This window comes from Buttiauxella sp. (assembly GCF_035271705.1).
Lineage (GTDB): Bacteria > Pseudomonadota > Gammaproteobacteria > Enterobacterales > Enterobacteriaceae > Buttiauxella.
In genome coordinates this window covers 1-14,258 of sequence record NZ_DATERI010000209.1, presented here as the reverse complement: position 1 = coordinate 14,258, position 14,258 = coordinate 1, and the positions used below count along the sequence as shown (strand labels likewise).

The 14,258-nt window shown below is 50.4% G+C and carries 12 protein-coding genes, 1 other RNA gene and 2 pseudogenes; 8 read left to right on the top strand and 7 right to left on the bottom strand.

What is annotated here, in order from left to right; genetic code table 11:
• The 5 genes and pseudogenes from VJY99_RS18530 to kbaZ all read right to left on the bottom strand — a co-directional run.
• A pseudogene (locus tag VJY99_RS18530) lies at positions 1 to 221 on the bottom strand (PTS N-acetylgalactosamine transporter subunit IIA); the annotation flags it as partial.
• A 29-nt stretch (positions 222 to 250) separates the two neighbouring features.
• Entirely contained in the window at positions 251 to 1,126 is an 876-nt protein-coding gene (gene agaE / locus VJY99_RS18525; protein ID WP_324121101.1) for a PTS N-acetylgalactosamine transporter subunit IID, read from the bottom strand.
• Positions 1,116 to 1,898 carry a PTS N-acetylgalactosamine transporter subunit IIC gene (gene agaW, locus VJY99_RS18520; RefSeq protein WP_324121099.1) on the bottom strand — a complete coding sequence of 261 codons (783 nt, stop codon included), beginning with the start codon at positions 1,896 to 1,898 and terminating at the stop codon, positions 1,116 to 1,118. Before agaW ends, agaE begins: the two co-directional genes overlap by 11 nt.
• 10 nt (positions 1,899 to 1,908) lie before the next feature.
• On the bottom strand, positions 1,909 to 2,382 hold the full coding sequence (agaV, locus tag VJY99_RS18515) for a PTS N-acetylgalactosamine transporter subunit IIB (protein ID WP_324121097.1): 474 nt from the start codon (positions 2,380 to 2,382) through the stop codon (positions 1,909 to 1,911).
• 26 nt (positions 2,383 to 2,408) lie between these two features.
• Positions 2,409 to 3,701, bottom strand: coding sequence for a tagatose-bisphosphate aldolase subunit KbaZ (gene kbaZ, locus VJY99_RS18510; protein WP_324121095.1), 1,293 nt, complete (start codon positions 3,699 to 3,701; stop codon positions 2,409 to 2,411).
• A 240-nt stretch (positions 3,702 to 3,941) separates the two neighbouring features.
• Between kbaZ and VJY99_RS18505 the strand changes: the two genes are divergently transcribed.
• Together VJY99_RS18505 and VJY99_RS18500 are read left to right on the top strand one after the other, a co-directional pair.
• The gene (locus tag VJY99_RS18505; protein ID WP_324121093.1) at positions 3,942 to 4,751 is read left to right on the top strand and encodes a DeoR family transcriptional regulator; all 810 of its coding nucleotides are present in this window, start codon (positions 3,942 to 3,944) and stop codon (positions 4,749 to 4,751) included.
• Positions 4,752 to 4,787: 36 nt separating this feature from the next.
• Entirely contained in the window at positions 4,788 to 5,789 is a 1,002-nt protein-coding gene (locus VJY99_RS18500; protein ID WP_324121091.1) for a Fic family protein, read from the top strand.
• A 37-nt stretch (positions 5,790 to 5,826) separates the two neighbouring features.
• Here VJY99_RS18500 and VJY99_RS18495 read toward each other — a convergent pair whose 3' ends face one another.
• Positions 5,827 to 7,221, bottom strand: a complete 1,395-nt coding sequence (locus tag VJY99_RS18495; protein WP_324121088.1) for an MFS transporter — start codon at positions 7,219 to 7,221, stop codon at positions 5,827 to 5,829.
• A 95-nt stretch (positions 7,222 to 7,316) separates the two neighbouring features.
• On the opposite strand from VJY99_RS18495, the pseudogene VJY99_RS18490 reads away from it, so the two are divergent.
• A pseudogene (locus VJY99_RS18490) lies at positions 7,317 to 7,595 on the top strand (LysR family transcriptional regulator); the annotation flags it as partial.
• Between the two features lie 111 nt (positions 7,596 to 7,706).
• On the opposite strand, the gene garD reads toward VJY99_RS18490, so the two are convergent.
• Positions 7,707 to 9,278 (bottom strand): galactarate dehydratase, encoded by a 1,572-nt coding sequence (garD, locus tag VJY99_RS18485; protein ID WP_324121086.1) that lies wholly within the window; start codon positions 9,276 to 9,278, stop codon positions 7,707 to 7,709.
• 397 nt (positions 9,279 to 9,675) lie between these two features.
• Between garD and VJY99_RS18480 the strand changes: the two genes are divergently transcribed.
• From VJY99_RS18480 to rnpB, 5 genes are all read left to right on the top strand, one after another.
• Positions 9,676 to 11,007 (top strand): MFS transporter, encoded by a 1,332-nt coding sequence (locus VJY99_RS18480; RefSeq protein WP_324121084.1) that lies wholly within the window; start codon positions 9,676 to 9,678, stop codon positions 11,005 to 11,007.
• A gap of 37 nt (positions 11,008 to 11,044) precedes the next feature.
• The gene (garL, locus tag VJY99_RS18475) at positions 11,045 to 11,815 is read left to right on the top strand and encodes a 2-dehydro-3-deoxyglucarate aldolase (protein ID WP_324121082.1); all 771 of its coding nucleotides are present in this window, start codon (positions 11,045 to 11,047) and stop codon (positions 11,813 to 11,815) included.
• 31 nt (positions 11,816 to 11,846) lie between these two features.
• Positions 11,847 to 12,737, top strand: coding sequence for a 2-hydroxy-3-oxopropionate reductase (garR, locus tag VJY99_RS18470; protein WP_324121081.1), 891 nt, complete (start codon positions 11,847 to 11,849; stop codon positions 12,735 to 12,737).
• 63 nt (positions 12,738 to 12,800) lie between these two features.
• A complete protein-coding gene (garK, locus tag VJY99_RS18465) occupies positions 12,801 to 13,946 on the top strand; it encodes a glycerate 2-kinase (protein ID WP_324121079.1) in 1,146 nt (381 codons plus the stop codon).
• A 42-nt stretch (positions 13,947 to 13,988) separates the two neighbouring features.
• Positions 13,989 to 14,258, top strand: an RNA gene (gene rnpB, locus VJY99_RS18460) — RNase P RNA component class A; the annotation flags it as partial.

The window sequence follows — 14,258 nt, the reverse complement described above, 5'->3', positions numbered from 1 at the left end:
CGGAAGGGGGTGCCGCCAAGTAAATCAGTTAAAAACACCAGCCCTTCACTTTCATCTAACGCTTCAATTGCTGCTTCAAACTGAGTGGTGAGCAGGGCGGTGGAAGAGGTTTCAGGAAAATCGATGGCGATAAATTGCTCTTGTTCTCCAAGAATTTGCTTCATTGCTTTTTCAAGACCGGTGGCAAAGCCACCGTGACCGCTAAGAATAATGCTTAACATATTGTTTTATCTCGCTTACAGGGATTCACTTACAGGAAGTGGGCAAACTTCCCGACAACACCCAACACAACCGTGATACCAATAAGGCGCAAAGGGCTCCAGCCACGGCGCACCAGCGCGTACATGCACAGCGTATAAATCAGGGGTAAAAATGCTGGCATCAGCTTATCGATGACGTCAGTTTGCAGCTTCACTACCGCATCACCAGCTGTGATTTCCAACGTAGTGGCCAGGCGAACATAAGTTGCAACCAGCGCACCAATCACCGTCATCCCAACAATAGACGCGGCATGACCTACTTTGCGGGTGTTGGCTTTGATAAGCGGGATAGCTGCCACACCCATGCGGTAAGCGTAATGAGCCAGACCGAAACGCAAGCCGAGGTGAACGACGTTAAACAATACGATAAAGATCACCGCACCGAGTATTGAGCCCTGTAAGGCAAGACTCGCCCCGATACCGCCGCAGATAGGCAACAAGGTCAGCCAGAACATGGCATCGCCAATTCCCCCCAGCGGTGCACCCACGGCAATTTTCGTGCTCTGGATGCTGTTAACGTCCTGCTTGGAACGTTCCATCGCGAGAATAATGCCGATGACAAAGGTCACAAGGAAAGGGTGGGTATTGAAGAACCCCATGTGACCTTTCATGGCACGCGCCAGATCGTTTTTGTTGGTATGGATTTTTTTGAGCGCGGGCAGTAGACCGTATAGCCAACCGGACCCCTGCATACGTTCATAGTTGAATGAGGCCTGCAGTAACATGGATCGCCATGCCACGCGATTGATGTCTTTTCTGGTTAACTCTGCACCGATGCTCTGGTCTTCATAGATGTTGTCGTTGCCGTTAGTCAGGGAGGTTTCCGTAACGTCTGTATCTGGCAAAGTCTGGATATTAGATGCCATCTTCAAATTCCTCTTTCTGAGCGCTGGAAGGTTGCTGTGGAGCCGGGTCTTTGCGTAAGAAATCAATCAGCGCCATTGCTAATGCGGCAGCGGCAATCGCCAATACCGGCAGTTTTAGCCAGGCAGCAGCCACAAAACCGAGAATGAAATAGGGGATATAAATGTTTTTCATCATGATTTTCAGCAGCACGGCAAATCCGATTGCTGGCATGATGCCGCCTGCCACACCCAGGCCGTCAATTAAACGGGTGGGTAAAACATCGATCGCGGTTTTGGCATGTTCCGCACCAAAATAGATGGGCAAAAACGCGCACAGAAAATAGAACGTACCGAGGGCCAGAAGGGCCAGATAGTTAATGCGTTCAATGCCATCCGTATCAGCTTGTGCCGCCATTTGGTCGCAACGTGCCATCACACCTGACATGATGGAGAACAGGAAAGTAATCCCCATTTGCACTGCGACGGCAAACGGCACTGCGACGCCGACCGCAACTTCAGGTTTCACACCCGTGGTAATCGCAAAGGTGGTACCGACGATGGTGCCGATAATCACGTTTGGTGGCTGTGCGCCTGCAAGTGGCGCAAGCCCCATCCAGACCAGCTCCAGCGTACCGCCACACAAAATACCGGTATGAAGATCCCCAAGAATTAAACCCACCAACGGCCCCAATACAACAGGACGGTGCATGTGCGTCAGGCCGTTGAACATATCCAGTCCGGCAATAAAGGCCAGAATACCTAACGCTAATGCCTGTAATAAGCTAATTTCCATAGAAAATACCTCAGAGGAGTTTGTAGAGATCCTGAGCGGATTCCGTCGGCACACCCTGAACAAAACATTCCACTCCGGCCTTTTGCAGGCCATTAAAAGCAGCAATATCCTGGTCATCTACAGAGACGGTTTTCGCTATCTGTTGTTTGCCTTCTGCGTAGTGCATGTTGCCGACGTTAATGCGCGTCACGGGCACATCACCTTTTACTAAGGTCAGGAAATCAATGGGGTTTTTACACACCAGCAGGATTTTTTGGCGGTCAGCTGCACGATGAATATTGTCGATAACTTTTTGCAGCGACCAGAACCGAACCGAGATCCCTTCAGCCAGAACCATTTCCATCAGATTTTGCTGCACCGGATCTTCAGCCACTTCATCGTTAGCAACGAGGACGAGATTTGCTCCGGCAAAACCGACCCATTGAACGCCTACCTGGCCGTGGATCAATCGCTCATCAATGCGGCTTAATACAATGTTTGGCATGTTTTTTTCCTCTTCTTATCATTGTGTTAATGGGATGGCTGTGTGCCCAGACAAGCGGCATGGTACTGGCGTAAAACATCCTGGATATGATCGATGATGAGCTCATGCGGCGTTGCCGGAATTTTCCCTTCACGGACCTTAGCGTATTGAATTGGCAGATACTGACTGATCAATGGCAAAGGAATAGATTCATCAGCCAAATTGGTGACAAGTTTCGAATACGCCTCATCGATGTCCTGATCAGGCCAGTAGTAACGAATACGGTCGGAATAGCTGTAGCCACGTGCCAGCCGGCGGTCACTGCCATTACCGTGATAATGGTGTTTCCAGTTTTCAGGGTGTTCGAGCATCACGCTTTCAAGCACTTCCCGCAGCCCCGAGCATTTATGGGCCGGACGTAATTCGTGCTCGATGGCGGCAAGTGAAAACAGGGCTTCACGCAAGGCAAAAGTCAGTGCCGGGCCGACTTTCAGAATCGCAAAGTGGTGCTGCACTAACTGCTGCAAAGCCTGGGGCGTCTGGTAATCGGTGGAGTGCGCTTCAAATACCATGGTGTCGAACGCTTCAATCATCTGGCTTAAGTACATTGATTTCTCAGGTTGATAATCAATGACTTGGGTGTGGTCAAATTCAACGCCAGGTTGGACAACGAGCCCAATGATTCGCGGCCACAGGTCGCTTAGACCCTGCAGTTCAAACGCATGACGATGGGCTTCAAGCGTGGCTTTTGCTGCTTGTGGCGTGGTAACGGCTAACTCTGCCAGGGTTTCGTGCGCGCCACCGGGAACCGGTACTTCGGTGCCGATGACATAGACCAAATCGGACGTGCCAAACTTCTCAATGCAGGTTTGCTCTGCAATTTTCGCCAGTCTTGCCGCTCGCATGGCGACGATAACATCGGTTAAAGGGACGGGATCGTCAGTGCAGGACATGCTGCAATCCAGGTGGATTTTTTTGAAGCCCGCAGCCACATAGCAGCGAATTAACTCATCAGCATTTTGCATCGCTTCTTCGGCGGGCAGTGCCTGCCAACGGTTCGGGCCAAGGTGGTCGCCTCCCAGAATGAGTTTCTCGTGCGGGAAGTGGTGTTGGTCAGCCATTTGTTCGACAAAGCCGCGAAAGTCTTGCGGAGTCATGCCGGTATAGCCACCATTCTGATCAACCTGGTTGGAGGTCGCTTCAATTAATAGCAGTGATTTTGCTTCACGGCTTTGACGTATTGCCGCTTCCAGAACCAACGGGTGGGCAGAACAAACGGCAAAAATGCCACATCGTGAATCCTGTTTATGGTCGGCCACAAACGCGGTTAAATGTTTCACTTTCCTCTCCGTGTTGATTTGCCTTTCGATTTGTTTCATTTGATAGTGGTTCATGGTGCGATAAAAACAAAACGAAAGATAATAGAATTGCGATCTGTTTCGCAAAAGAAACATAATGAAAGTCTATTTGACAGGCTGAAAACGAATGAAGCACGCGATGTAAAGGCTTGCTTTCCGCGAAAAGAAAGGTGTTAATAGACGAAGTGAAATGAAACGAAAGGTTTGATGAAGGGATCTATTATGAGCAATACCGACGCAGCAACGGACAAGCGTGTAACAGGTACAAGTGAAAGACGTGAGCAAATTATCCAACGTCTTCGCCAGCAAGGAAGCGTTCAGGTTAATGATCTCTCATCATTTTTTGGAGTTTCCACGGTCACGATCCGCAACGATCTGGCTTTCCTCGAAAAGCAGGGCGTCGCGGTGCGCGCTTATGGTGGAGCCTTAGTTTGTGATTCAGGTACCTCGGCAGTTGAACCGACCGTGGAAGATAAAAGCTCGCTCAATACCTCATTGAAACGCAGCATTGCACGTGTTGCTGCCAACCTTATTAAGCCTGGCCACCGGGTTATTCTGGACTCCGGCACTACCACTTATGAAATTGCGCGCCTGATGCGTCAGCATAAAGAGGTGATTGCCATGACCAACGGCATGAATGTGGCGAACGCATTGCTTGAAGCAGAAGGGGTGGAAGTGCTTATGACCGGTGGGCATTTACGCCGTCAGTCCCTGTCATTCTATGGCGATCAAGCCGATCAATCACTGCAGAATTACCATTTCGATATGCTGTTCCTTGGTGTCGATGCCATCAATTTGGAGCGAGGAGTCAGCACCCATAATGAAGATGAAGCACGTCTGAACCGCCGGATGTGCGAAGTGGCTGAACGGGTTATTGTCGTCACCGACTCCACGAAATTTAACCGCTCCAGCCTGCATAAAATCATCGATACCCAACGGATCCATATGGTGATAACCGATGCGGGGATTCCTGAAGAGAGCCTGAATGGGCTGCGTAAAGTTGGCATTGAAGTAGTTTTGGTGGCCGAATAGAAATTGTCATGTTCATTTTATGCAGGAGGCTGCCTCATGTCTGGTTACCAACCGCCTTTTAGCACCACTCCATCAATTATTAATCGAGTGGTCGAGATTGGTGAATTGTTAGGTCGCTGGGCCGCCCATGCTGAACAAGTATCACCGATGCTACGGAAAGAAAACCGTATTCGTACCATCCAGGCGTCGCTTGCAATTGAACATAATAGTCTTTCAACGGAACAAGTTTCCGCCATCATGGACGGTAAACGCGTGTTGGCTCCAGCCAGAGATATTCAGGAAGTCCGTAACGCCATTCTTGCTTATGAGGCAATGTCTTCCTGGAAAAGTGGGCGTGTTCAGAACTTGCTGGCGGCGCAACGGGTTTTAATGAATGGTCTTGTAGATGCACCCGGACAATTCAGAACCGGAAATGTTGGGGTCTACAGGGATAAACAGTTAATCCATATGGCTCCACCTGCTAACCAGGTTTCACGCTTAATGGCTGATTTGCTTGGCTGGTTGCACAAAACAGACGTTCATCCTCTGATTGCGAGTTCCATTTTTCACTATGAATTTGAGTTCATTCATCCTTTTGCTGACGGGAATGGGCGAATGGGGCGATTATGGCAAACGCTTATTCTTAGCGAGTGGCGTGAAGAGCTGGCATGGCTGCCAGTGGAAACCATCATTCATAATCAACAGAAAAGCTATTACCAGGTATTAGGTGAATGTGATAGTGCAAGTGATTGCACTCTCTTTATCGATTTCATGCTTGAGAAATTAATTGAGGGTCTGAGTGAAGGCATTGCCACTCAGCAAAGTAGAACAGCCAAAATGGCGGGAGAAGTGGCGGTAGAAATGGCGGGAGAAATAAATGCCAACGAATACCAACTTCTTACAGTCTTAGCTGGTAAACCTCATGCAACCGTTACAGAACTGATCGAAATGCTTGGCAGAAGTCGCAGGACGATTGAAAGGAATATCAAATCGCTCCAGGCGAAAGGAAAACTCCAGCGCGTAGGAGCGACAAAGAAAGGCTTCTGGCTGGTGATATAAAAAGGTGTGGCGCAAACTACACCTGCCAGGACTTATTTTACCCTGCCGCTAATTTATCACCGCGCAATCGGCTCACACTCAACACAATAGCTAAAACCGTCGCAATGACTGCCATCCACAAGCTGATATGCACGGCGCTGTTCTGCGCATAAATCGACATGAAAACACCGACAAACGCCGCGCCCAGGCACTGTCCGAAGGTGCGCATGATGGCCAGCACACCGGAGGCATATCCGCTGTTTTCACGCGAGGCATTAGACAACATCTCTTTATTATTCGGGCTTTGAAAGCAGCCAAAACCTATCCCGCAGATCAAACTACGCAGGCAAATGTCCCATGCTGCTGCGTGTTCCGGGAGCATCGCTAACAGCGCCAGACCCACGGCGAAGATACACAACCCCACTGTCGAGATTATCGCGGCGCAATAACGATCGGCGAGGCGCCCGGCATAAGGGGCTACCAGAATAATCCCGATGGGCCACGGCGTGAAAAGCAGGGCAGAAACCAATGCGCTGTAACCGTAAACGCTTTGGAACAGGAAGGGTAGCGCGATGAAAGTAATCCCCTGGCTGACAAAAGAGGCCAGCGAGGTCAACGCTGCCAGTGAAAAGCGTGAAGAAGAAAAGATGTCGAGTGGCAGCAGGGGTTTTGCTGCACGCCGCTGAACCCAGACAAACGCAAAGCCAGTGACAATGGCGACTCCGGCATAAACCATCGCTATTTTCAGGTCGCCGTCACCGCTATGCGTAAAGGCATCGGCCGCCATAACCAGCGCACCTAATGTGGCGGCCGATAAAAGTGCACCGGCAAAATCGAACGGCTCGCGTTTTAACGCCGAATTATGGGGAACAACGCGCACGGTGAGAATCAGAGCCATAATCCCCAATGGAATATTAATCGCAAACAACCATTGCCAGCTCATTGCCGAAAGAATGGCTCCGCCCAAAATCGGTGCGATGGCTGTGCTTGTGCCAATCAGCAATGCGTTCAGGCCGAGGATACGCCCGAGTAGACGGTTTGGGAAAACCGAACGCAGAATTGCCGGGCCGATGCTTAATGTCGCAGCCCCCCCAACACCCTGTAATACCCGCATAATAATGAGCATTTCCAGTGATGACGACAGCGCACAACCTACAGAAGCCAGGGTGAAAACGCTGAGGCCGAAGGTGAAAACCGAGCGGAACCCAAGACGGCTTGAAAGTGCGGCAAAGATCGCAAGTGTCATCGCTGCAGATAACAGGTAACCGTTCGCAACCCAGACAGTAGTGGCAACTGATGCGTTTAAAGAGTGTGCGATTTGCGGTAGCGCGATGTTGATCATTGAGCCATCGAAAACGACCATTGCCACCATGGTCATCACTGCAATCATCGCTAAGCCACGCTCGCGTCCTGGTAGTCCTTCATCGCCGGGTCTATCGGTAAATAACGCCATCTGTTAAAGCTCTCTTTCGCGGAGGTGCCAGAAATATAGCTGCGCAAATGATATGGCGGAAGGCGCAGCATTTGCATTAATTAACTGCATCAAACGCCGAGGAAATCCGTGAGCGTACGCGAAATGCTGTTTTTGACGCGCATCTGATTGCCGCCGTGGTGGCTGTTGCCCCTTTTGTGCAACTGCGATTTATGCCAAAAGCTGAGAAAACGGCTAAGTATTTGCGCGAAGGTTTGATTGATCTTGAAGTGGGTGTTGTCGGGGAGATGGGGACAGAAATACGCTTAACGGCGCTTTATCGCGACAAGTTTGTCGGTGTGGTCAGGAAAGGACATCTTCTGGAGCAGGATAGGGAAATTACCGCTGCGAAGTATACCCAGTTGCAGAATGGCGACCAGGCCGTAAGACCCCGGCAGCATAGTAAACTATGTGACCGGGGCGCACGGGTGCAGTCAACGCATCTGCAGCTTGATGTATGAAGGGTATCAGGTCACTGGAGCCGGGTTAAACACCGCCAGAGCATTGTGCAGACCCCACTGATCGGAGAAGGTTTTCTTGTGTCCACTCGCAACATCAAGAATAAATTTGAACAACTCCCAGCCTACATCATCAATGGTCGCCTCACCGGTGGCAATGGTGCCCGCGTTGATGTCCATTAAATCGTACCAGCGGTTTGCCAGCGCGGTGCGGGTTGCCATTTTAATGACGGGAACTGCCAGTAAACCGTATGGTGTGCCGCGACCGGTGGTGAACACTTGTACTGTAATACCGGATGCCACCTGTTGCGTACCGCAGACAAAATCACTGGCTGGTGTTGCCGCGAAAATCAGACCGCGTTTGGTTGGGCGCTGCCCTGGGGAAAGTACTTCAACAATCGCGCTTTGACCCGATTTGGCAATGGAACCGAGCGCTTTTTCCACTACGTTTGCCAGGCCACCTTTTTTGTTGCCTGGGGATGGGTTGGCGCTGCGGTCGGTTTTACCCATATCAAGATACTTGTCGTACCAATCCATCTCTTCGAGCAGGCGCTTGCCCACTTCTTCGTTGATGGCGCGTGGGGTTAACAAGTGGATGGCGTCGCGTACTTCGGTGACTTCAGAGAACATTACGGTAGCGCCACAGCGCACCAGCAGGTCAGAGGCATAACCTACCGCTGGGTTTGCGGTCACGCCTGAGAATGCATCGCTGCCGCCACACTGCATACCCACAACCAGGTCTGACGCCGGGCAGGTTTCACGCTGACGCTTGTTCAAATTCACCAGATGACGCTCGGCGACAGTCAGGATGTCATCGACCATCGATTTAAAACCGACGTGATGTTCGTCTTGCAGGCGCACAATGCTGGCATCGCCAACATTGATGGACTGCACGTCGTCAGTGCCTTCCAGCAGGCGCTCAGGTTGCAACTTCTCACAGCCCAGGCCAATCACCATAATTTCGCCGCCAAAGTTCGGGTTCAGAGAAATATTATGGATGGTACGAATTGGGATAACAGCGGCAGGGGCGTTGATCGCCACGCCACAGCCGTAAAGGTGATTTAAACCTACCACGCCGTCAACGTTCGGGTAGCGTGGCAGCAAATCACGTTCAATAATTTTGATGACATAATCCACCACACCGGCGACGCAATGTACGCTGGTGGTGATGCCAAGCAGGTTTTTGGTGCCGACGCTGCCGTCTGCGTTGCGGTAACCTTCAAAAGTGTAGCCTTCCAGTGGTGGCAATGGCTCTGGCACTTTGGTGGCTAATGGCAGGGTATGGAGCGGTGGAGCTGTTGGCAGCTCAACTAATGACTCGTCAATCCAGCTGCCGCGCGGAATATCACGCACTGCATAACCAATCACTTCGCCATAACGGATAATCTCACCGTGGGCAGGAATATCCACCAGCGCAGCTTTGTGCCCCTGTGGGATATGTTCGATAAGTTCCAGTCCATCCGGGAAACGCGTACCAGCTTTCAGGCCATCGTCATTAACAATAATAGCGACATTATCTGTCTCATGGACTTTTATATAAAAGGCACCAGGTGCTTGTTGTTTAATTTCTATATTTGACATTGTCACTATTCTCCAGATGTTACCTGAACGTAATAAAATAATTTTCTAATTGTGAGTTAATCACAAGCTAAATAAAGGATGTCAGGCTACGTGAAATAAAAATGTGATGCAGATCACTTTATATTATGAGGCTTTGTTCACAGCCAGGGGTAATCGATAGAATTGTGCAATACCCCCCACAAACATATGCATAAGTATAACTATTTGGATTTTTAAGTGTCATTTGTTGTGCATATGCCTAATGTCCATTTGTTCTATGCTGACTATACTGTGTTGCGAATGACAAACACCAGGTTAATTTTTGTTAGCGATATTATCCCGGGAATATATCCAGAAATATCGCCATTAAATAATAATAGATCCTTGAACTTAAGTACCCTCCAAAGAGGATGTGGAAATGATTTTAGATACAGCAGTTGAGTCAAAAAAGGGTAAGAATACCCGATACTTAATATTATTGATTATCTTTATTGTGACGACGATTAACTATGCAGATCGCGCCACACTATCTATTGCGGGTACTGAAGTTGCTAAAGAATTGCAACTCAGTGCAATCTCAATGGGTTATATTTTCTCTGCATTTGGCTGGGCTTACCTGCTGATGCAAATCCCTGGCGGCTGGTTACTTGACCGCTACGGTTCGAAAAAAGTTTACACCTACAGCTTGTTCTTCTGGTCGCTGTTTACCTTCATGCAGGGCTTTGTTGACATGGTGCCGCTGGCTTATGCGGGTATTTCCATGTTCCTCATGCGCTTTATGCTCGGTTTCTCTGAAGCGCCTTCTTTCCCGGCAAACGCCCGTATTGTTGCAGCCTGGTTCCCAACCAAGGAACGCGGTACCGCTTCAGCGATTTTTAACTCCGCACAATATTTCTCGCTGGCACTTTTCTCACCATTGCTCGGTTGGTTGACCTTCGCATGGGGCTGGGAACATGTGTTTACCGTGATGGGTGGGATCGGTTTTGTACTGACCTTCCTGTGGGTGAAGTTAATCCATAACCCAACTGACCACCCGCGTATGTCAAAAGAGGAACTGGATTACATCACCAAAGGTGGCGCGGTCGTTGATATGGACCACAAAAAACCAGGTGTTGTGGTTCAGGGTCCAAAACTGCATTACATCAAACAGTTACTGACTAACCGTATGATGCTGGGTGTGTTCTTTGGCCAGTACTTCATTAACACCATTACCTGGTTCTTCCTGACGTGGTTCCCGATTTACCTGGTGCAAGATAAAGGTATGTCGATTCTGAAAGTAGGGATGGTTGCTTCAATCCCGGCACTGTGTGGTTTTGCCGGTGGCGTATTGGGTGGCGTATTCTCAGATTCGTTAATCAAACGCGGTTACTCACTGACTGTTGCTCGTAAGATACCGATTGTTCTCGGGATGTTGCTCGCTTCAACCATTATTCTTTGTAACTACACCGACAGCACTGCCCTGGTCATTGCACTGATGGCATTCGCATTCTTCGGTAAAGGTTTTGGTGCTCTGGGTTGGCCGGTTATTGCCGACACCGCACCAAAAGAGATGGTTGGCCTGTGTGGCGCGGTATTCAACGTGTTCGGTAACGTGGCTTCTATCGTGACCCCACTGGTGATTGGCTACCTGGTTTCTGAACTTCACTCCTTCAATGCGGCGCTGATCTTCGTTGGCTGCTCGGCACTGATGGCTATGTTCTGTTACCTGTTCGTAGTCGGCGATATTAAACGTATGGAATTGAAGAAGTAATTAACTCAACAGATACCTGGATAAATAAGGGCAACAGATGAATACCAACGTTTTCCCAAATAAATTCAAAGCGGCTTTGGCAGCACACCAGACTCAAATTGGTTGCTGGTCTGCGCTGGCAAATCCTATCAGCACCGAAGTGCTGGGTCTGGCTGGGTTCGACTGGATTGTGCTGGATGGCGAACATGCGCCAAACGATATCACCACTTTTGTTCCGCAACTGATGGCACTGACCGGTAGCCACAGTGCTCCGGTGGTCCGCGCACCGACTAATGATCCTGTCATTATCAAACGTCTGCTGGATATCGGTTTTTATAACTTCCTGATTCCGTTTGTTGAAACTCTGGAAGACGCGGAGCTGGCGGTTTCTTCAACCCGCTACCCACCAGAAGGTATCCGTGGTGTGTCTGTTTCACACCGCAGCAATGGCTACGGCACCGTGGTGGATTACTTCAAGAATGTGAATCAGAACATCACTATCCTGGCGCAAATCGAAAGCCAGCAAGGCATTGATAACATTGATGCGATTGCGGCAACTGATGGTGTGGATGGCATTTTTGTCGGCCCAGGTGATTTGTCTGCGGCACTGGGTCACCTCGGTAACCCATCGCACCCAGAAGTACAAAGCGCGATTCAACACATTTTTGCTCGTGCAAAAGCACACGGCAAACCGTCAGGTATCCTGGCACCTGCTGACGCTGATGCGCGTCGCTACCTGGAATTGGGCGCAACGTTTGTTGCTGTGGGCAGTGACTTGGGCGTATTCCGCGCGGCCACTCAGAAACTTTGTGATTCCTTTAAAAAATAACATCCACCCGTAATAACGAGAGAGTAAAGCTATGACACTGAAAGTTGGGTTTATCGGCCTTGGCATCATGGGCAAACCAATGAGTAAAAACCTCATCAAAGCCGGTTATTCACTGGTGGTTGCCGACCGTAATGCTGATGTGATTGCTGAAGTGATCGCCGCAGGTGCAGAAACTGCTGCAACACCAAAAGAGATTGCTGAGCAGTGCGATGTAATTATCACCATGCTGCCTAACTCCCCGCACGTTAAAGAAGTGGCGCTGGGTGCAAACGGTATCATCGAAGGTGCGAAACCTGGCACCGTTGTTATCGATATGAGCTCCATCGCACCGCTGGCGAGCCGTGAGATCAGCGAAGCGCTGAAAGCAAAAGGCATCGACATGCTGGACGCGCCAGTCAGTGGCGGCGAACCAAAAGCTATCGAAGGCACCCTGTCCGTGATGGTTGGTGGCGATAAAGCGATTTTCGACAAGTATTACGATCTGCTGAAATCGATGGCCGGTTCCGTCGTGCACACCGGTGATATCGGTGCGGGCAACGTCACCAAATTGGCAAACCAGGTCATTGTGGCGCTGAACATTGCTGCGATGTCTGAAGCACTGGTTCTGGCAACCAAAGCGGGCGTGAACCCTGAATTGGTATTCCAGGCAATTCGTGGCGGCCTTGCAGGCAGCACCGTTTTGGAAGCGAAAGCACCGATGTTACTGGATCGCAACTTCAAGCCAGGTTTCCGTATCGACCTGCACATTAAAGATCTGGCGAATGCGCTGGATACTTCCCACGGTGTTGGTGCGCAATTGCCACTGACTGCTGCGGTAATGGAAATGATGCAAGCGCTGCGTGCAGACGGCCACGGTAACGATGACCATAGTGCGATTGCGTGCTACTACGAAAAACTGGCGAAAGTAGAAGTCAGTAAATAAAAGAGATGGGCACCTCTCAGGTGCCCGATTTGCTCAGCCTTATTGTTTTGGCATGGACACATTATGAAAATCGTAATCGCACCCGACTCTTATAAAGAAAGCCTCTCAGCGGTGGATGTGGCGCAGGCTATTGAAAAAGGATTCCGCGAAATATTTCCTGATGCGGAATATGTATCGGTCCCGGTTGCAGATGGCGGGGAGGGTACGGTCGATGCCATGATCAGTGCCACGCAGGGCAAGAAAATAACCACCACGGTGACTGGGCCACTGGGTGAGCCGGTAACGGCGTGCTGGGGAATGTCCGGTGATGGTAAAACTGCGTTTATCGAAATGGCCGAAGCCAGTGGTCTGGCGCTGGTACCCATCGAAAAACGTAATCCGTTGATTACGACTTCGCACGGTACTGGGGAGCTGATTTTACGTGCTCTTGATAACGGTGCGCGCAACATCATTATTGGCATCGGTGGCAGTGCAACCAACGACGGCGGCGCCGGCATGGTACAAGCACTGGGTGCAAAACTGCGTGACGCAATGGGCAAAGAAATTAGCCGTGGCGGCGGTAGTTTAATGAGCCTGAATAATATTGATATTTCCGATCTGGATAGCCGATTGGCAGAATGCGTGATTAATGTTGCCTGCGATGTGACTAACCCATTGATTGGCGACAACGGTGCATCGCGCATTTTCGGGCCACAAAAAGGGGCTAATGAAGCGATGATTGTTGAGCTCGACGCGAACCTTGCTCATTACGCCAATGTGATTAAAAAAGATTTACACATCGATGTGAAAAACGCAGCAGGCGCAGGCGCGGCTGGCGGCATGGGGGCAGCATTGATGGCTTTCCTCGGTGCAGAATTACGTAGCGGTGTAGAGATTGTGACAGAAGCTTTGCATCTTGAAGAACATATCCATGATTGCTCGTTGGTCTTGACGGGCGAAGGGCGTATGGACAGCCAGAGTATTCGCGGCAAAGTCCCCGTGGGTGTGGCGGCAGTAGCAAAAAAATACCGTAAACCGGTGATTGGCATTGCGGGCTCGCTGACCAGCGATGTGGCCGTTGTCCATCAATATGGTATCGACGCGGTGTTTAGCGTACTCAACAGTATTGGTACACTGGAAGAAGCGTTGAATAATGCGTTCGAGAATATTTACCGTGCCTCGCGTGACATTGCGGCCACCGTTGAAATTGGTATGCGCACCCAACACTAAGTACGCGTGACAGCGGCGGGGAAACCCTCTATACTTCGCGCCGAAGCTGACCAGACAGTCGCCGCTTCGTCGTCGTCCTTCTTCGGAAGGAGACAGGCGGAGGGGAGGAAAGTCCGGGCTCCATAGGGCAGGGTGCCAGGTAACGCCTGGGGGGGTAACCCACGACCAGTGCAACAGAGAGCAAACCGCCGATGGCCCGCGCAAGCGGGATCAGGTAAGGGTGAAAGGGTGCGGTAAGAGCGCACCGCGCGGCTGGCAACAGTCCGTGGCACGGTAAACTCCACCCGGAGCAAGGCCAAATAGGGGTTCACA